Source organism: Fluviicoccus keumensis (genome assembly GCF_004217445.1).
Classification (GTDB): Bacteria; Pseudomonadota; Gammaproteobacteria; order Pseudomonadales; family Moraxellaceae; genus Fluviicoccus; species Fluviicoccus keumensis.
In genome coordinates, this window is record NZ_SHKX01000011.1 from 411,123 (window position 1) to 430,258 (window position 19,136).

Genomic DNA, 19,136 nt, shown 5'->3' on the forward strand with positions numbered 1-19,136 from the left:
CCTCACGGATTCAGGGTTGCCACCAGCCGGAGTCGGCCAGGACGTGCAGGTCCGGACCGGGCGTGGCGGCCTGTAGGCTAGCGGCTTTTAGCCCGTTTGGCAAAACCGCCTCGGGGTCGATGTCCAGCAGCGGGACGAGCACGAAGGCGCGGTTGACCATTTCCAGATGCGGAACAGTCAGGTTGGCGGTGCGGATTTCATCCCGGGCGTAGAGCAGCAGGTCGAGATCCAGCGTGCGCGGACCCCAGTGCCGTTCGCGGATGCGCCCGGCGTTGTTTTCAATGGCTTGCAGCTCAGCCAGCAGCCGGTGTGGCGTCAGTCCGGTTTCCAGTCGGGCAACGGCATTAACGTAGTCGGGCTGGTCCTGCGGGCCGACCGGCGCGCTGCCGTAGAGGCGGGAAACCCCGGTGATACGGGTATGCGGCAGGCCGCTCAGACATTGAATCGCCTCGATCAGCTGCTGTCGGGGATCGCCCAGGTTGGCGCCCAGGCCGATGAAGGCGGTGTAGCTCATGCCTCGCCGGATTCCGGAGCGGCCGGGGCGGCCGGGGCGGCAGCATGCGCCGGTTGTTTCTTGCCGGGCTTGCGCTTGCTGGAAGCGGGGCGGTCAAGCTGGCGCAGCATCTGTTCACGATGGTCGTCGTGGGCGGTCTGGTATTCCTCCCACCATACCGCCATGCCGTTGGTGTTCTTGTCGCCGGTCATTTCACGCAGCAGCAGGAAATCGAAGGCGGCGCGGAAGCGTGGGCTGGCCATCAGTTCCGGCACCTGACGCGACTTCGGGCGTTGCAGGCGCGGCTGCATTTCCCAGATCTCGCGTACTGTCTGGCTGGCGTGCTTGGGAATGGCGGTTCGCTGGTACTGTTGGCCCAAGGCCTGGATGGCGGCCTGCTGATAAGCGGCCAGCAGCGGTTCGCCGGCATCCAGTCGTTGTTGCAGGATGTTCTGTTGCAGTTCCCACAGCAGCACGGCGTAGAAGAAGGCGGGATTGACGGTCTTGCCCTGACGCAGGCGCTCGTCGGTATTGCGCGCGGCCAGCGTTACCAGCGCGGGCAGATGACCGCTCTCGCGAATGTGCGGAAACAGTTGCGACAGCAATCCGGAGAATTGCAGGCCAGGCAGCAGCACATCCAGATGGCCGCAGCTGAACAGCTTAAGGCTTTCATCGTACAGCCGGTGGTGCGAGATGCTGCCCAGCAGGTAGGCCAGGCTGCGGATGGGCGCGGCGGTGCCTTTCTCCAGGGAGAAGCCCAGCTTGGCGGCGAAGCGCAGCGCCCGCAGCATGCGCACCGGATCCTCACGGTAACGCACGGCGGCGTCCCCGATCATGCGCAGTTTTTTCGCGCGCACGTCCTTCATGCCATCGGCGAAGTCGAGGATTTCCCCGGTGAGCGGCTGGTAATACAACGCGTTGATGCTGAAGTCGCGGCGTAAGGCGTCCTGATCTATGCGGCCCCAGACATTGTCGCGGGTAATCATGCCGTGGTCGGAAGTCTGGCCGTGGCTGCCTTCATGGTGCGGGGCGCGGAAGGTGGCGACCTCGATCATGTGGCGGTTGTGATAGACGTGGGCCAGCAGGAAGCGACGGCCGATGATCTGGCACTGACGGCCGAACACGTGCTTGATCTGGTCAGGCGTGGCATTGGTGGCGACGTCGAAATCCTTGGGGTGCAGGCCGAGCAGGCTGTCACGCACACTGCCGCCGACAACATAGGCGGCATAACCGGCCGCATCCAGCTGTTTGACGACATGGTGGGCGGCATCGCTGAAATCGTTGATGTCCAGACCGGACTCGGTGTCACGGTAAATGACGGGCTGCAGTGGGTGGCTGTGTCTGCTCATGAAACGGGAAGGTTTCCTGCGTTGGGGTGGATCAAGTCCCGAATAATAGCAAGTTTTTAACGGTATCGGGCCGGTAACGGATTGATGGTGTTCGAGGTGCTTGAAAGGACTGGCGGGCAAGGGAGACAGAGGAGGCGCGGGGACCGGAGTCCCCGCGTGCGCTAGTTTTGACCTCTATTGTTTTTCTTGGATGGATTTTCTTGTTGTGTAGTGCTGATCGGCGCGTTGGTGTTGTTATTCGCCATCGTCTCAGCATGCGGATGGCGTTCGCCATGCGTCATTGTTGTTTTCGGTTCTTGTTATGAGTGCGCCGTATTTTTAGGGTTGTTGGCGTCACGCTATAAATAATGCAGAAGCCGTGCCAACTTCATGAAAATAATTTAAAGGCTTTAATTTCAGTGGGTTGATGAAAAAGAATGAACAGGGCGGTGGTGAGGAAATTGTTCCCGGTAACATCCTGACAATGTCAGGGTAACAAAGCCGGGTGAAGCGGTAACAGTGTGGTTACACCTGTTACCGTTCCCCAGCGGTGTGTAACGCAGTTCAGGCGTCACTGTCCGGCGCGTTGGTGGAGCGGCGGCGGGGGATGCCCAGGCGCTGGCGGCGTTCCCACAGCGATTTGCGGCTGATGCCGAGCTTGCGCGCCAGTTCGGTTTCGGACATCTGTTCCTGATGCGCCAGCACGAAGCTCTGGAAGTAATCTTCGAGCGACAGTCCGGCGGGGGGCTCGGCAACATCGGAAACCGGGCTGGGGGTGTTTTCCGCCACGGTGTCGTGATGCCGCGAGGACGGGTGTCCGGGCTCGTCCAGCATGGGCACATCCACTTCGATCGCCAGCAGGTCGGGCGTGATTTCTGTGTCATCCGCGAGAATGACAGCGCGCTCGATGGCGTTTTCCAGTTCGCGGACATTGCCGGGCCATTTGTAGGCCAGCATGGCGGTGAGCGTGGCGGAGTGGAAGCTCAACGGCCGCACGTTCAACCGCTCGCAGGTCTTGGCCAGCAGGAACCCGGCAATTTCGATGATGTCATCACCGCGTTCGCGCAGCGGCGGCAGCGTCAGTTCGACCACGTTCAGGCGGTAATACAAGTCTTCCCGGAAACGGCCTTCGGCAGCCAGCTGCTTCAGGTTGCGGTGCGTGGCGGCCACCAGCCGGACATCCACCAAGCGGGTCTGGGTGGCGCCCAGGCGGCGAACTTCCTTTTCCTGCAGCAGGCGCAGCAGACGAGCTTGAGCTTCCATTGGCAGTTCGCCGATTTCATCCAGGAACAGCGTGCCGCCATCGGCAGCTTCCACCAACCCCTTGCGCTGGGTATTCGCGCCGGTGAAAGCGCCTTTTTCATAACCGAAGAGTTCGGCTTCGATCAGCGACTCCGGAATGGCGGCGCAGTTCACCGAGATCAGGGCGTTGTCACGGCGGGGGCTTTGCTGGTGCAGCGCACGCGCCACCAGTTCCTTGCCGGTGCCGGATTCGCCGCGCACCAGTACGGTGGAGGACATCGGCGCTACCTTGCTGATGCGGCGGAAGAGTTCCTGCATGGCGGGCGAACTGCCGATGATGCCGCTTTCCGGGACGGCGACCGTCTGCTTCAAGGCTTCGTTTTCGTTGCTCAGCTTCTGTTCGCGCAGGATACGCGAGACGCTGAGCAACATTTCATCATGGTCGAAAGGCTTGGAAATGTAATCGACCGCGCCTTGCTTCATGGCGTCGACGGCGGATTTCAGTGTGCCGAAACTGGTCATGATCAGCACCGGCGCAGGCTTGGCCAGTTCGATCAGCGCGGTGCCCTGTTCGCCGGGCAGACGCAGGTCGGTGATGACCAGGTCGAACTCGGGCAGGCGGTGGTTGTCGATGGCCTCACGGACGGAGCCGGCTTCGCTGACGCGGTAGCCGTTGCGCTCCAGCAGCCGTTTCAGGCTGCTGCGGATAATGGCTTCGTCTTCGACAACCAGGATGTGATGATTCACCTTCAGCGTTCTCCGGTAGCAGCATCCGCCTCGGCGGCGGGCAGGGTAAGTTGCACGATAACGCCATGTCCCTGGTCATAATCCGCCTTGTCCATCAGCTGGATGCGCCCGCCATGTTCGCCGATGATGCCGTGCACCAGCGCCAGGCCCAGGCCGGTGCCCTTGCCGGTTTCCTTGGTAGTGACGAAAGGCTCGAACAGGCTGTCGCGGATGGTGCCGGCAGGCAGTCCGTGTCCGAAGTCCTCGACTTCAATGTGTACCGTCGGCCCGTTCGGCCGGGCTTCCACCAGGATATGGCTGCCGGGCGGGCTGGCGTCGCGGGCGTTGTTGAGCAGGTTGATGAACACCTGCGTCAGGCGCGGGCCGTTGCCGCGCACGATCAGGTCTTCTGGGCAGAAGTTATCGAAATGGTAGTCCTTGCTGCCGGTCAGCATCAACAACTGGATCGCTTCCCCGACGACGTGGTAAAGGTTGACCGGGCCATAGCTGTAGGTGCTGATCTGCTGGTCGGCGCGCGCAAAGCCAACCAATGACTTCACGATTTCGCTGACGCGCTTGGTCTGGGTCAGGATCTGTTCGCTGGCTTCGCGGGTTTCATCCTCGGCGCTTTCCGCTTTCAGGTTTTGCGCCAGGCAGGCGATCCCGGTAATCGGGTTGCCGATTTCATGCGCGACCCCGGCGGCCAGGCGACCGATGGCGGCCAGGCGTTCATTATGCGCCAGTTGCGCCTCCAGGCGATCGAGTTCGGTCACGTCCTCCAGCACGATCACCTGGCTGCCGCCCATGTCCTCGCTGTGGGCGTCCTCACCGATATAGGCGCGATGCAGGTTGATGCGGCGGTTATGGCCGTAACCTTCGACTTCCTGGTTGTACAGCTGCACGCTGGGGCTGTGCAGGAAGTCATTGAGCAGGCGTTGCCATGGTTCCGGCAGGCTGCTGAGGCGCGAGCCGATCACGTCTTCGTCGGAGATGCCGGTCATTTCCATCAGCGTGCGGTTCCAGCTGAGGATTTCCAGATCACGGCCCAGCGAGCAGACGCCGATCGGCAGGTCATACAGCGTCTGGCGGTGGAAACGGCGCAGGGCATCCAGTTCGGCGGCCAGACCGGACAGCTTGTGCCGGTATTCTTCCAGCCGTGATTCAATGTAATGGATATCTTCGCCGCCCGCGTTTTCCGGACGAATCTGGTAGGGCAGGTGGGCGTCGAGGATTTCATGGGCCACCGACGGTCCCAGCAGGCCGGACAGGTTTGATTCAATCTGGTCGCGCAGTCGGCGCAGGGCGTAGGGGCGCTTCTCGTCACGGATCATCGACAGGTCATGCAAGGCCTGATTGACCTCGCGTTCGGCGGCCAGGTTGCCCAGCGCCTTGGTCAGGGCGATGCTGAAGTCGTCAACATCGCGGGCTTTCAGCGACCAGCGGTAGGGGCGGCGCAGGTTGTCGACCGCACAACTGTTGGCGGCCATCTGTTCCGAAGCGCTTTGCTGGGTGGTGAGCGACACCACCACCATCAACACGGCATTGACGACGGTGCTGCCCAGACCGACGTGGTGCCAGTACACCGGGTCGGCAAAAAAGGAGAAGTCATAGTTCGCCAGATGCGGAAACAATGCAGGCAGATCCAGCAGGTAGGGCATGACCAGCACCACGAACCACAGCAATAGTCCCGCCACCAGTCCCGAAACAAAACCGGCGCGGGTGGCGCGCGGCCAGAACAGCACACCGATCAGTCCGGGCGCGAACTGGAGCGTGGCGATGAACGTCAGCATCGCCATTTCGGTCAGGCTGTGGTCACGGGTGAAGAGGCTGTAAAACAAGTAGGCCAGCACCGTGATCAGGATGATCAGTCCGCGCCGCACCCACAGCAGCCAGCGATACAGATTGTATTCCGGGGCGGGCTGGGTGAACGGCAGCACCATATGATTCAGCACCATCGAGGACAGCGCCAGCGAGGTCACCATGATGGTGCCGCTGGCGGCCGCCACCCCGCCGACAAAGACCAGCAGCGGCAGCCACGGCTGCTGGCTGGCCAGCGCCACGCCCATCGTGAAATATTCCGGAGTGGTGACCAGAGACAGCTTGATCCCCGACCAGAGGATGATCGGCACGGTCAGTGCAATCAGGAACAAGTAGAAGGGGAGGCCCCAGCTGGCGGTCAGCAGCGAACGCGGCTGGAAGTTTTCGGTGAAGGTCATGTGGTACATGTAGGGCATGACCACAGCGGAAAAGAGGAAGGCCAGGATCATGCTGTGCCAGATACCGCTTTCCTTGAGCGGCACGTACAGCAGTTCCAGGGCGTCCGGATGCTGGGTCAGCCACTGGTCCAGGCCGAGGCGCCCCCGAAAACAAAGAACAGGGCGTATCCGGCCAGCACCAGCATGGTAATCAGCTTGATGACCGATTCCACCGCGATCGCCACCACTAGCCCGTCGTGCTTGTATTGCGTGGTCAGGGGTTTTGCCCCGAACAGCAACGTGAACAGGGTGATGATGACGCAGAAGGTGATGGAAATGACATGGTGGTGCAGGCTTTGCGTCAGGATTTCGGCGGAATCGGCGACGGTGCGAATCTGCAGCGCCAGTAACGGCAGCATGCCCAGCACCATGGCGATGGTGGTCAGCGATCCAGCCGCCTGGCTGCGGTAGCGATAGGCGAAAAGGTCGGCCATCGATCCCAATTGATGATTTTTGGACAAGCGCAGGATCGGGCTGAGGAGCACCGGAGCCAGCAGGAAGGCGCCGGACACGCCCAGATAGAAGGCGAGAAAGTTATAACCGGTTTCATACGCAAAACCGACCACGCCATAGATGCCCCAAGCGCTGACATAGACGCCCAACGACAGGACATAGACCACCGGATTGCGGATCCAGCGGGTGGGAATGATGCCGGTTTCACTGAAATGCGCGGCCAGGAACAGGATCAGCAGATAGCCCAGCCCCAGCGTCAGCAGGATGGACGGTTCAAAGATCATGGAGGTCGCGGCTCTTGCCGATCCAGAAGCTGAGAATGATCAGGATGAACCAGATCAGGTAGGGGCGCATCCAGGCCGTGCCGCCCATGCTCCACCATTCGATAATGGCGGGGGAGAGCAAATAGGCTCCGAGGATGAAGATCAGCACCAGTCGGTCGATATACATGACTTGTCTCGGGGGTGGCCGGGCGGTCGCGTCGGCTCTTGGGGTTATCTGCTAAGGATAGCGTAGGCGCGTGTTGGGGGGAATGCGCGTTTGCAGCGCGTCCGCAGGATCACCGGCTAATGGTTGTAGGCGTCATCGACCGGCACACGTTTGTCCGCAGGCAGTTGCAGGCCCGACGGTACGCGCGTGATCTGCCAGCGGCGGACAGCCTCGGTGAGGATGACGGTCGGCGTTTCGCGAGCCAGCGCGGCATCGGGCGACTGTCCCAGCAGATCCAGCGCCAGCCAGATCAGCTTTCCGGCATGGGCGGCGTCCAGGCCCAGGGCGCCGGTTTGCTTCGACAACTTTTCCCCTTTCGCATTCACAATCAGGGGGATATGCGCATAATCCGGTGTGGAATAACCCAGGCGCTGCTGCAGATAGATCTGGCGGCAGGTGTTGTCCAGCAGGTCGGCCCCGCGCACGATGTGGGTGACGCCTTGCTCGGCATCATCGACCACCACCGCCAGCTGATAGGCAAAAAAGCCGTCGCGTCGGCGGATGACAAAATCACCGGTAACGGCGGCGACATCTTCCCGTTGTTCGCCTAAGACACGGTCAGGAAAATGCTGCGGGCAGGGCGCGGGTACGCGCAGGCGCACGGCAGCATTGTTCAAGGGGGAAGTATGCAGACGGCACAGGCCGGGATAGACAGATTGTCCGAAACGGGCGAGATCGCTGCGGGTGCAACGGCACCAGAATACATCGCCCTGACGTTGCAGTTGTTCGAGGGCGGCCTGATAACGCGCCTTGCACCGGGATTGCACACGGACCTCCCCATCGTGGGTCAGGCCGAAAGCGTCAAGGGTGCGGAGGATGTCGTCGGAAGCGCCGGGGCGGGTGCGGACTTCGTCCACATCTTCAATGCGGACCAACCAGCGGCCGCCGGCGGCGCGGGCATCGCACCAGCCGGCAACAGCCGTCAGCAGGGAGCCAAAATGCAGCGGGCCGGTTGGCGAGGGCGCGAAACGGCCGGTGTAGTCGGGCATGGGAGGCGTCAGCCCCCCATCTGCTTCTCTTTGATTTCAGCGAGGGTTTTACAGTCGATGCACAACGTGGCGGTGGGGCGGGCTTCCAGGCGGCGGATGCCGATTTCGACGCCGCAAGCCTCACAGAAGCCGTAATCGCCGTCGTCAATGCTCTTGATGGCTTCGTCGATCTTGCGGATCAGCTTGCGTTCACGGTCACGCGCGCGCAATTCCAGCGAGAACTCTTCTTCCTGGGTGGCGCGGTCATTGGGGTCGGGCAGGTTGGCGGACTCGTCCTGCATGTGGTGCACGGTACGGTCGACTTCCTCCATCAGTTCGCGCTTCCAGGCCTCAAGGATGCCCTTGAAGTGCGCCAGTTGCTCCGGGCTCATGAACTCTTCGCCGGCTTTGGGCTGATACGGTTCAAAACCGTAGATCAGCATGCTTTCTTTTTCTTTTCGGGCGGCGGCTGTTGCGGTCATTATTGACCCTCCTCAAACAGGCAAAAACAGAAACGTTAATCTATAAGCTATAACAGGAAGTCAGGATTCCTGCAAATTCGGGGCCGGTCCGGATGGCTGCCGGAAATGTCTGGATACTAATTTCCGGGAAGCAGCCAGACAACGCCGTTTTCAGTCACCACGTCCTTGCGGCGCAGCGATTGTCCGCTACAGGGACCATGGACGCAATAGCCATCTTCAACGCGGAAGAGTGCACCGTGATTGGAGCACAGCAGGTAGCGCTGCGTCAGCTCCATGAAGACATCCGGCTGGAAATTCAGACAAATACCGATATGAGGGCAGCGATTCTGGTAGGCGAAGACCTCGGTGCCGCGGCGGGCCACGACGACCTCGCCCTGGCTGGTGCGGAAACCCCGGGCATCATGATCCGGGATTTCCGCCAGCGTGCACAACCGCTCCCGGCTCATCACACGTGCGCCTTCAAGACGGCCGCATAGCCGGCGCTGTCCAGGCGCGGGCCGAAGCGGCTGACGACCTGGGCGGCGGTGCGCGACGCCAGCCGTCCGCAGGCGTCGAGCGGCCAGTCGCGGCTGAGTCCGTAGAGAAAGGCGCCGGCAAACGCATCGCCCGCACCGTTGCTGTCCACGGCGTTAACCGGGAAAGCGTCAATGGCAGTGTGTTCACCATGATGGCTGATGACGGCGCCGCGCCCGCCGCAGGTAACCACGACCAGCGGGCTGAGGCGGTGCAGGGAGGTAATGGCGTCATCCAGCGACTCGACGCCCGCCCAGAGCGTGGCCTCGGTTTCGTTGCAGAAGAGGATGTCGACGCCGTCAGCCAGCATTTCGGCCAGACCGTCGCGGGCGTATTGCACCATCGCCGGATCCGAAAAGGTCAGGGCCGTGCGGATACCGCGGCGGCGTGCGATATCCCTCGCGGTGGCGACCGCATGACGGGCGCTGGCCGAGGTGGACAGATAGCCTTCAATATAAAGGAAGCGCGCCTGTTCCAACGCTTGCAGGTCCAGTTCGCCGGCGCTCATTTCAGCCGTAATGCCCAAGTGGGTGTTCATGGTGCGCTCGGCGTCCGGAGTCACCATGACCACGCACGTACCGGTAACGCCGCCCGCCACCCTGGCGTGCGCCGGGGCGCTGACACCGGCAGCTTGAAGATCGTGCAGGTAGAAGGCTCCATTGTCGTCATCCGACACCTTGCAGGTATAGAAAGCCCGACCGCCAAAGGCGCTGAATGCAATGACGCTGTTCGCCGCCGAGCCGCCGGATGCGCGCTTGGCGCAGCGGAATTCGCGATCCAGCGCCGCCAGCAGTCCTGCCTGACGATCCCCGTCAATCAGGGTCATGCAACCCTTTTCAATGGATTGGGACGCCAGGAATTCGTCCGTCACGAGGTATTCGCTGTCAACCAGGGCATTGCCGATAGCGTAGAGTTCAAGGGTCATGGGAAGCCTTGTGTGGAGGGGTTTTCAGGAATGCGCCTTTATACCGCAAACATCCCGGCGGCGCAAAAGACAAACCCGGATAATGTCGGCCTTGACCCGAATCCCGACGAGTCAATCTGGCCGATCCGTCAAATTGTCGATAATATCGGCTAAATGTGACAGAATGTTTCGTAGTGGAGATATGTGCGCTAAACATATGATCCGCTGCATAAACATAAAACCAGAAAAACAGGACTGCGCGTCCGGCAGGGATTTCGTCATGACAGACACACGTTTGCGGAACCGTCTTTCCGGCTTGTGGCAGGGCAGTGCTGCCCTTTGGCAATCCGGCGTCGAGCGGCGTCATCCTGATATCGCCTTCCAGAGCGGCGTGTTGCGTGCGGTCTCCGAACTCCGGCAGTGTGAGTCCGGTTCCCGGGAGTTGTTGGCGCGCTGGCGGTACGCGGTCGAGGCGGCCGCCGATTTCCGCAAGGATCTGGAACAGGCGTCTCTTCAGCTGGAGCAATGCCCGCTGGACAGCACGGACCGGCGCGTGCTGGAAAACCGTCGCGGTTATTTGGAAGTCCGGCTGATTTCCGCGCTGACGGCCAAAAGGGCGGCGGTGGCGGAGGCCGGAACTCTGGAGGCGCGGGTCAGTGCGCTGGTCGGACAGTACCGGTTGCTGCAGCAGCAGCGATCCCAGGCCGGAAAATGGATTCCGGATGAAAAAATCCTGAACGCCCTGGATGCCAAGCTGGATATGCTGGCCCAAGCGGAGCGGATGCGGAATGAACTGGCATCCGTGATCACGGATAACGATCGCGATCACAGTGAAGGCTTGGCCGGCTCCGATGAAGTCGCTGAATGCGCAGACTTCGACGTGGCGCTGAGCGATGGCGAAATGACGTTGGCTACGCGGGCGATGCTGTTCATGGCGCGGGTGGATGGTCCTCATCCCCAACAGATCGACCTGATCCGGCGCTTTTTTGAAACCGGTGTCGAAACCGACGGCTTGCCCCTCTTCGATGATGTCCTGGCCGGAGTCGGCCGTGTTCCCGCCATGGATGCCGCCCGGTTCTGCGCGGTCGCCAGCCGCGAGCTTATCCTGAAGTTGTGTGTGTTGACGGCCTATGCCGACGGTGATTGCTCGCCGGCGGAGTGCCGGACGTTGAAGGCGCTGGCGACGGATCTGGATATCAGGCCTGAGCGCCTGGCGGAACTGCATGACGACGTCAAGCACGCCCTGCTGGACCGGCTGTCCGGTTTGCCAGACACGCTGTCCGTGGCGGCGGTGGCACGGGAACTGGGCTGTCCGTCCTGATAATGTCCGGTCATTACCGGCATCTACTTGCACCCCGCCACATTCGTCCCCATTATCCCGCCATAGCAGTCTTGCGTTTTTGTCTCCGGAGTCCCCCTGTGTCAGCTCATCCCGCTTTTGAATGCCTCAGAACCGTGCCAGTCCCGTCCCTGAATCTGGTGATGGAGGAATACCGGCACCGCAAGACCGGGGCCTTGCACTACCATCTGGCGGCCGACAATCCGGAAAACGTCTTCCTGGTGGCGCTGCGCACCATGCCGATGGACTCCTGCGGGGTCGCCCACATCCTGGAGCACACCGCGCTTTGCGGGTCGAAAAAGTACCCCGTGCGCGATCCGTTTTTCCTGATGATCCGGCGCTCGCTGAACACCTTCATGAATGCGTTTACCTCGAGCGACTGGACGGCCTATCCCTTTGCCAGCCAGAACCGTCAGGACTTCGACAACCTGCTGTCGGTATATCTGGATGCGGTATTTTTCGCCCGCCTGGACCCGCTTGATTTCGCTCAGGAAGGCATCCGCGTCGAGTTCAGCGAACCCGAAAATCCCGCCAGTCCGCTGACATATAAAGGTGTTGTCTATAACGAAATGAAAGGTGCGATGAGTTCCTCGCACAGCATCCTGTCGGATGTGCTGAACAAATACGTGTTTCCGACAACGACTTACCATTTCAATTCCGGCGGTGATCCGGCCAGCATCCCCGATCTTGGCTATGACGACCTGCTTGCCTTTTATCGCAAGCATTACCACCCCAGCAACGCCGTATTCATGACCTATGGCGACATACCGGCCGTTGAACTGCAGGCCCGTTTCGAGGAACTGGCGCTGCAGTCCTTTGAGGCCGGGGAACCGGTGCGCGGTCGTGACGAAAAGCGCTATCTGGCGCCGGTGACCGTTGAGGAATTCTATCCGCTGGATGAAGGCGACGACGGTCGCAAGAGCCACGTGGTGCTGAGCTGGCTGCTGGGGCAAACCGCCGACGTGCGCGATCGTCTGGCGATGCATTTGCTGAACGGGGTGCTGCTGGAAAATTCGGCATCGCCGCTGCGTCATTACCTGGAAACCTGCGGACTGGGGGAGTCGCCGTCACCGATGTGCGGGCTGGATGACAACGGCCGCGAGATGAGTTTCAGCTGCGGACTGGAGGGCTGCTCCACCGATCAGGTACAGGCGATTGAGGACGGCATTCTGAACGTGTTGCGTGACGTGGTTGAAAAGGGCGTGCCGCAGGAGGATGTCGAGGCGGTGCTGCATCAGGTTGAGCTGTCGCAGCGTGAAATCGGCGGCGATTCTTACCCCTACGGCTTGCAGCTGATCCTGAATGGTCTTGGTGCAGCTTTGCAGGACAGTGACCCGCTGGCACTGTGGGATGTGGATGCCGTGCTGGCCGAATTGCGGCAATCCATTCAGGATCCGGCGTTTATCGGCCGGTTATTGCAGGAAAAGTTGCTGGATAACTCCCATCGGGTTCGCCTGACCCTGAAGCCGGACACCGGTCTCAGCGCCCGTCAGCAGCAAGCCGAAGCGGCGCGGCTGGCAAGGCTTCAGGCTGCCTTGAGTGAGGCCGAGAAGCAGGACATCCTGGCGCGCACCAAGGCGCTGGCCGAGCGTCAGTCCATGGAAGACGATGTCAGCATCCTGCCGAAAGTAGGGCTGGCGGACGTGCCCGCCGACCTCAAGATTGCCGAGGGTCGCAGCGCCACGGTGCAGATGGGCGGCCAGGCGGTTCCGTTGACGACGTTTACCGCCGGCACCAACGGACTGTTCTATCACCAGATCATCATCGACCTGCCGGAACTGGATGACGAGGAGCAGGCCCTGCTGCCGCTTTATGCCGGACTGGCCGGGGAACTGGGGGCGGGTTCGCACGATTATCTGGCCATGCAGCAATGGCAGTCGCGCGTCAGCGGCGGCATCCGCCTGGGACTCAGCACCCGCACCAGCCTGAATGATCCGGGGCAGGGGTTGGGCCATCTGGTGTTGTCGAGCAAGGCCTTGCATTACCACGCTGACAGTTTTGAGCTGGTGCGCACCACTCTGCAGGAGTTGCGCTTCGATGAAGGCGACCGGGTGCGTGAGTATCTTGGGCAGCGCAAGGCCCGCTTTGAGGCCGGGATTACCGATAGCGGTCATGCCTTGGCCATGCAAACCGCCAGTCACGGCATGAGCGCTGTGGCTTCCCTGGAGTACCGTATCTCCGGCTTGCCCGCGCTCTTGCGCTTGCGCCGGCAAGTACAGGCGGTACAGGAGGAGGACGGCCTGAATGCGTTGCTGGCATCCTTGCAAGCCCTGCACGCCAAGGTGCTGGCTGCGCCCCGGCAGTTGCTGCTGATTGCGGAGGAAGAGCGTCTGCCCGGCTTGATGGCGGCTTTGCAGGCGACCTGGCGCGATGAGCCGGTTAAAGCGGCGGTGGCGGGTCAGCCAAACCCGGTGATCCGTCAACTGGCGTCAGCCCCGCCCAGCCTGGCGTGGTTGGTCAACAGCCAGGTCCAGTTCTGCGCGGCGGCTTATCCGGCGGTTCCGGCGGATCATCCCGATGCTCCCGCCTTCATGGTGCTGGGCGGATTCCTGCGCAACGGTTTCCTGCATCGCGCCATCCGCGAGCAGGGCGGGGCATATGGCGGCGGCGCCGGTTATGACGGCAATGCCTGCGCATTCCGGTTCTATTCTTACCGCGATCCCCGGCTGGAAGGCACCTACGCCGACTTCAAGGCCAGTCTGGACTGGCTGCAGTCGAATGCCCATGAGGAGCGGCAGCTTGAAGAAGCCATTCTTGGCATTATCGCGTCGCTGGACAAGCCCTTGTCGCCTTCGGGTGAAGCGCGCAGCGCCTTCCATAACGCCTTGTACGGCCGTACGCCGGCCCAGCGCCGCAAGATGCGGGCCGCGTTGCTGCAAGTGAGGATTGCTGATTTGCAACGGGTGGCGGCCGCCTATCTGCGGCCCGAGGTAATGACCCGGGCGGTGCTTGCTCCCTATGGTCAGGCGTCTGCGCTGGAAAAGCTGGGTTTTACGCTGGAAAAGCTGTAATCACGTAGCCATCATCCCAAGCCTGCCCCGCCAAAGGGGTGGGCGGGGGATCGTGATTCCGGTTCAGGCAACGCTCAGCCGGGCAGTCTCCAGACCTTGCGCCCCGGGGATGTAAAGCCGCATCGTGGTGCCTTTGCCCAACTCGCTTTCAACCTCAACGCGGCCGCGTTGCCTTTCGGCAAAATCCTTGCACAGCAGCAGCCCCAGGCCGCTGCCCATCTCACCGTCCGTTCCGGGTGTCGAAGACTTGCTTTCCAGCCGGAACAACTTCTCCAGACGGCTTTCGGGAATGCCGATGCCGCTGTCCTGAACCTCGACTTGGACATAATCCCCGCACTCGCGGGCGCGCAGGCGGATTTCGCTATCGGGATGACTGTACTTGATGGCGTTGGCCAGCAAGTTGCGCAGGATGGTGGAGGTCATCTGCAGGTCGCCGCAGATCAGCAAGTTGTCCGGGCAACCCACTTTCAGCACAATCCGTTTCGCCAGCAGGGCAGGATGCACCAGCTGGACGCTTTCCTGCACCATGGCCGCCAGCGGCAAGCGGCGGGGCTCGAATTCCAGCAGGCCGGTTTGGGATCGCGCCCAGGTCAGCAGGTTGTCCAGCAGGTTGTGCAACACTTTGGTGGTCTGGCCGATCAAGCGGATTTCTTTCTGGACTTGTACGGACGGAGCCGTATCAATATCGTCCATCAGCAACTCGGTGAGGCCGATCAGGCCGTTCAGCGGATTCTTGAGGTCATGCGCAATGATGGAGAAGAACTTGTCCTTGGTCTGGTTGGAAATGCGCAGTGACTCTTCCAGACGCTTGCGTTCGGTGATGTCGGTGGAAATGCCGCCGGTGCCGCAGAGCAGGCCCTGACGGTCGTAAACCGGAAACTTGATGGACTGATGCACGACAACAGACCCGTCCGGGGCGATGACCCGCTCCTCAAAATCCGTGGACTGCATGGACTGGATGACTTGCAGGTCGTTATTCCGGAACAGTCCCGCCCATTCGGGGCCGAACAGGTCGAAGTCGGTCCGGCCGATGACAAGATGCTCTGACAAGCCGCACAGGCGCAGCCATTCGCGGTTGACGAAGGTGTAGCGCCCTTGCAGATCCTTGAAGTAAATGAGCCGGCTCGTGTTGTTCATCAACGCGTCCAGCATGTTCTGGCTGTTCATGGTTTCTTGTAGTTATAGGCGCAATGGCCGACAACCAGAATAGCAGGGATAGGGCATGCGTGCAGCATCCGGCCCGGAATTTGATCCGGGCCGGGAGGAGGGAGTCTAGCCGGCGATCAGGCTGAGGTATTCGTTGCGGGTTTGCGGATTCTCGCGGAAGCGGCCCAGCATGACGGAGGATTTCATCACCGAATTCTGCTTCTCGACGCCGCGCATCATCATGCACATGTGCTTGGCCTCAATGGTGACCGCCACGCCCTTGGCGCCGGTGACTTGCAGCACGGCATCGGCGATCTGCTTGGTCAGGTTTTCCTGGATTTGCAGGCGGCGGGCGAACATGTCGACAATGCGGGCGAATTTGGACAATCCCAGTACCTTGCCGTCCGGCAGGTAGGCGACATGGCATTTGCCGATGAAGGGCAGCAGGTGGTGCTCGCACAGGGAATACAGTTCGATGTCCTTCACAATCACCATTTCATCGTTGTCCGAAGGGAAAATGGCGTTGTTGACCAAGGTGTCCAGATCTTCGTCATAGCCCTTGCAGAGGTACTGGAAGGCTTTGGCGGCGCGCTTGGGCGTGTCGGCCAAACCGGGACGGGTCAGGTCTTCGCCAATGGCGCTGATGATCGAGGCGTAGGCTTTTTCCATGATTTGTCTCATACAAATGGGCGGATGGCTGCACCGTAGCGGAAAGCGGGCACAGGGTAAAGGTTACAAACCCTGAAATCCAGCTTCAGCTGTCGACCGGATGCCGTAAATGCCGTTCCAGTTCCATCAGCACTACCGGTTTCGCCAGATAGCTGTCCATGCCCGCGTCACGGCAGCGCTGACGGTATTCCGGCATCACGTGTGCTGTCAGCGCGACCACCGGCAAGTGCGGGCGGTCGAGTTCCCTTTCCCATTTGCGCAGGGCGCGCACGGCGCTCAGTCCATCCATGACCGGCATTTCGCAGTCCATCAGCACCAGATCCCACTCATTATGGCGCTCCGTCATCAGGGTCAGGGCGTCGGAACCGTTGGTGCACAATTCAAAGCGACGCACGCCCAGCCGTGTCAGCATGGCGGAAATGATGGTGCGGTTGACGGTGTTGTCCTCGCAAACCAGCACGCACAGGTCTTCCGGAAGTCCCGCCGCCAGTCCGGAGCGGGAAGACGGGGCCGGTTCAGGAACGACCGGCAGCGTCAGGTTCAGTACAAATACCGAGCCTTTGCCGGGTGTGCTTTTGACTTCCAGTTGCGCTTGCATCAGGTCGGCCAGCTGCTTGCTGATGGCCAACCCCAGCCCGGCGCCGCCGTATCGGCGGGTAATGGAAGCGTCAGCTTGCCGGAACGAGGTGAACAGGCGGCTGATCTCCTCGGGACTCATGCCGATGCCGGTATCCTCGATCAGGAATCGGCACAGGGCTTGCCGGGGTTCCTGATCCTGAAACCATTCCACGGTCAACGAGACCTGTCCGGATTCGGTGAACTTGACCGCATTCCCCAGCAGGTTGAACAGGATCTGGCGGAAGCGGGTGGGATCGCCCAACACCCATTCCGGCAGGGCGGGGTCGTAACGGGTGTGAAACGCCAGCTCCTTTTGTCGGGCCTGCATGGCGAAAAGATCGGCCGTTTCCTTCAGCAGCGAGGGCAGGTGGAACGGCAGCCGCTCCAGTTCCAGTTTGCCGGCCGTGATCTTGGAATAATCGAGGATGTCATTGACGATGTTCAGCAACTGCTCGCCGGAACTGCGCAGGATGTCCAGCTGTTCCTGCCGGGCCGGGTCGTGTTCGCGCCCGATCATCAACTGGCTCACGCCCAGCATGGCGTTCAGCGGCGTGCGGATCTCGTGGCTCATGCGCGCCAGAAACTCGCTTTTGGCGGCGCTTTCCGCCTTGGCCGAGCGATTCTCCTGCTCCTGCGCGGCGTTGCGTGCTTCCAGCAACCGCACCTGCTGCGCCAGTCCGATCGACAGCAGGATCTGCTGCGCGGCGAAGGCGGCTTGGGCGCAAAGGATCAACGAAGAGATGCCCGGAATGCCCAGGTTCAGCATCACGATGAAAATCGAGCCGGTCAGCAGCAACAGTCCCCAGGCGATCAGGAACAGACGGGCTTCAGCACGACCTTGTTGCCAGCGCAGCACGCCCAGCAGCATGACGCCGCTGATGGTGGCCAGCGCGCAGACGGAATTGAACGGCGCGATCCATCCGCCGGCCAGCCAGGGGTGAATGACGGCCAGCAGGGTGAATATCGCGGCAATGGCGGCCAGGCCCCGGTGCAGGCGCGGATATTCGGCGGTACCCAGATAGCGGCGCGAGAACATCAACGCCGTGGCCAGCATCAGGAAGGAGGCGGTGTAGAGGAAGGCGTTGTTCCAGGCCGGAGCGTGCGGCCAGAAGCGGAACAGCGAACCCTGCTCCATGCTGAAAAAGCAGAAGGTGAAGAACACGTACGACAGGTACCAGGCCTGCATCCGGTCGCGGTTCATCAGCCACAGCACCAGATGGTAAAACAGCAGACCCAGTGCGATGCCATAGAACAGACCGATCACGGCGTCGGTGAACATCGCGGTTTCCAAAAACACGCGGCTGTCGGAAAGACGCAGCGGCAGGTACAGCGTGCTGGTGGTTTCGGCGCGCAGGTAGATATCGCGCGATTCGCCCGCCGGAAGCGTCAGCGGGAAAGCCAGTGTGCGAGTCTTCAGGGAGCGGACATCGTAGGCAACGGCGTCACCGCTGAGTTGCCGGTCGAGTAACCGTCCGTCCGGCCCGACGACATACATCTCCAGTCGGTCGATGATATTAAAGTCAGAGGACAGGATCAGGTCGGCTCCATCGGCGCGTCGGTTTGACAGCCGGGTATGGAACCAGCAGGCGGGCTGGCGGAAGCCCAGCGAGATTTCCGGCTGGCGGTCCGGTTGGAAGGCCAGCCTGCGTACAGCATCCAGCGTCAGCCGTCCGCTCGGGTCACACAGGCGGTCGGTATGCGGCGCCAGTTTTCCGGAGGTGTAGCCATCGCCGATGACCAGATCGGCCCGCGCCGGAAGCATCACCAGCAGGGTCGACAGTAACAACAGGCAGTGCAGAATCGTCCTTGAAATCCGGGTCATTGGCGCGGAGAGTCCGTGGGAGGGGGTTGTCGTTTTAATAGCACCAATACCGCGCCCGTGCCACCGTCTTTGGATGAAGCGCTGCAGAAGGCGAGGACCGCCGGATGCTGCTGCAGCCAGCCGTTGACGCAGGTTTTCAGCAGCGAGCCGCCGGTTTCCTGGCTGTAGCCCTTGCCGTGCACGATCTTGATGATGGTGATGCTTTCCTCGCGGGCGTCGGCGATCAGTTGCAGCACCGCCAGCCGCGCCTGCTCGACGGTGCAGCCGTGCAGGTCCACCGCCGCTTTCCACGGCAATTGGCCGTCCTGCAATTTCTTGAACTGCCCCACCTGCACGCCCACGCGGCGGAAAGCCAGCTGAGCCTCGCTGGCCACCGGGTTCAGCAAGGCCTGGGTGTCGGAGATGCCCAGATTGTCCAGCTCGCGGTCACCTTCGGCGCGGGCGCGGCGCATCAGGGCTTCCTGCTTGTCGGGGCGGGGCATCTTCAGCGGCGCGGTGGCCTCGGTTTCCAGCGGTTTGACACCGGTCAGGGCGCGCTGCCACAGCACTTTCTCGTCCGTCTCTTCCGGCTTGGCGACAGTTACCGGTGCAACCTTGATTACCGGTTTCTGTTCGGAGGCCAGGCTTTTTTTCAGGTCATTCAGCAGTTTGCTTTTCATGGGGCAGGGGGGCGGCGGG

16 protein-coding genes and 1 pseudogene are annotated in these 19,136 nt (G+C 61.4%); 3 read left to right on the forward strand and 14 right to left on the reverse strand.

Features of this window, described 5'->3' with window-relative positions:
- Positions 1–10: 10 nt before the first annotated feature.
- The 10 genes and pseudogenes from folK to EV700_RS07245 all read right to left on the reverse strand — a co-directional run bounded on the left by folK (position 11) and on the right by EV700_RS07245 (position 9,874).
- The gene (gene folK / locus EV700_RS07210; protein WP_130412225.1) at positions 11–514 is read right to left on the reverse strand and encodes a 2-amino-4-hydroxy-6-hydroxymethyldihydropteridine diphosphokinase; all 504 of its coding nucleotides are present in this window, start codon (positions 512–514) and stop codon (positions 11–13) included.
- Positions 511–1,842: a polynucleotide adenylyltransferase PcnB gene (gene pcnB, locus EV700_RS07215; protein WP_130412227.1), complete on the reverse strand. Its 1,332-nt coding sequence runs from the start codon at positions 1,840–1,842 to the stop codon at positions 511–513. The genes folK and pcnB overlap by 4 nt, the downstream gene beginning before the upstream one ends.
- A gap of 543 nt (positions 1,843–2,385) precedes the next feature.
- On the reverse strand, positions 2,386–3,810 hold the full coding sequence (locus tag EV700_RS07220) for a sigma-54-dependent transcriptional regulator (RefSeq protein WP_130412229.1): 1,425 nt from the start codon (positions 3,808–3,810) through the stop codon (positions 2,386–2,388).
- Between the two features lie 2 nt (positions 3,811–3,812).
- Entirely contained in the window at positions 3,813–6,089 is a 2,277-nt protein-coding gene (locus EV700_RS07225) for an ATP-binding protein (protein WP_242610205.1), read from the reverse strand.
- A 32-nt stretch (positions 6,090–6,121) separates the two neighbouring features.
- Entirely contained in the window at positions 6,122–6,781 is a 660-nt protein-coding gene (locus EV700_RS17030; protein WP_242610206.1) for an SLC5/6 family protein, read from the reverse strand.
- A complete protein-coding gene (locus EV700_RS16825) occupies positions 6,771–6,947 on the reverse strand; it encodes a hypothetical protein (protein ID WP_165391369.1) in 177 nt (58 codons plus the stop codon). Before EV700_RS16825 ends, EV700_RS17030 begins: the two co-directional genes overlap by 11 nt.
- Before the next feature lie 116 nt (positions 6,948–7,063).
- The gene (gene gluQRS / locus EV700_RS07230) at positions 7,064–7,975 is read right to left on the reverse strand and encodes a tRNA glutamyl-Q(34) synthetase GluQRS (RefSeq protein WP_130412231.1); all 912 of its coding nucleotides are present in this window, start codon (positions 7,973–7,975) and stop codon (positions 7,064–7,066) included.
- 8 nt (positions 7,976–7,983) lie between these two features.
- Positions 7,984–8,391, reverse strand: a pseudogene (gene dksA, locus EV700_RS07235) (RNA polymerase-binding protein DksA); the annotation flags it as partial.
- A 161-nt stretch (positions 8,392–8,552) separates the two neighbouring features.
- Positions 8,553–8,882 (reverse strand): Rieske (2Fe-2S) protein, encoded by a 330-nt coding sequence (locus EV700_RS07240; protein WP_130412235.1) that lies wholly within the window; start codon positions 8,880–8,882, stop codon positions 8,553–8,555.
- Positions 8,882–9,874, reverse strand: a complete 993-nt coding sequence (locus EV700_RS07245; protein WP_130412237.1) for an adenosine kinase — start codon at positions 9,872–9,874, stop codon at positions 8,882–8,884. The genes EV700_RS07240 and EV700_RS07245 overlap by 1 nt, the downstream gene beginning before the upstream one ends.
- A 30-nt stretch (positions 9,875–9,904) precedes the next feature.
- On the opposite strand from EV700_RS07245, the gene EV700_RS17205 reads away from it, so the two are divergent.
- The 3 genes from EV700_RS17205 (at position 9,905) to EV700_RS07255 (ending at position 14,203) form a co-directional block, all read left to right on the forward strand.
- A complete protein-coding gene (locus EV700_RS17205; protein WP_278044900.1) occupies positions 9,905–10,027 on the forward strand; it encodes a hypothetical protein in 123 nt (40 codons plus the stop codon).
- Positions 10,028–10,133: 106 nt separating this feature from the next.
- Positions 10,134–11,174, forward strand: coding sequence for a hypothetical protein (locus tag EV700_RS07250; RefSeq protein WP_130412239.1), 1,041 nt, complete (start codon positions 10,134–10,136; stop codon positions 11,172–11,174).
- Positions 11,175–11,272: 98 nt separating this feature from the next.
- Complete coding sequence (locus tag EV700_RS07255; protein ID WP_242610207.1) at positions 11,273–14,203, forward strand: insulinase family protein; 2,931 nt, start codon at positions 11,273–11,275, stop codon at positions 14,201–14,203.
- A gap of 63 nt (positions 14,204–14,266) precedes the next feature.
- On the opposite strand, the gene EV700_RS07260 is transcribed toward EV700_RS07255, so the two are convergent.
- From EV700_RS07260 to EV700_RS07275, 4 genes are all read right to left on the reverse strand, one after another.
- The gene (locus EV700_RS07260; RefSeq protein ID WP_130412243.1) at positions 14,267–15,370 is read right to left on the reverse strand and encodes a PAS domain-containing sensor histidine kinase; all 1,104 of its coding nucleotides are present in this window, start codon (positions 15,368–15,370) and stop codon (positions 14,267–14,269) included.
- A gap of 105 nt (positions 15,371–15,475) precedes the next feature.
- Complete coding sequence (gene folE / locus EV700_RS07265) at positions 15,476–16,018, reverse strand: GTP cyclohydrolase I FolE (protein WP_242610208.1); 543 nt, start codon at positions 16,016–16,018, stop codon at positions 15,476–15,478.
- A gap of 85 nt (positions 16,019–16,103) precedes the next feature.
- The gene (locus EV700_RS07270) at positions 16,104–18,458 is read right to left on the reverse strand and encodes a hybrid sensor histidine kinase/response regulator (protein ID WP_130412247.1); all 2,355 of its coding nucleotides are present in this window, start codon (positions 18,456–18,458) and stop codon (positions 16,104–16,106) included.
- Positions 18,455–19,117 carry a Smr/MutS family protein gene (locus tag EV700_RS07275; protein ID WP_130412249.1) on the reverse strand — a complete coding sequence of 221 codons (663 nt, stop codon included), beginning with the start codon at positions 19,115–19,117 and terminating at the stop codon, positions 18,455–18,457. The genes EV700_RS07270 and EV700_RS07275 overlap by 4 nt, the downstream gene beginning before the upstream one ends.
- Positions 19,118–19,136 lie beyond the last annotated feature (19 nt).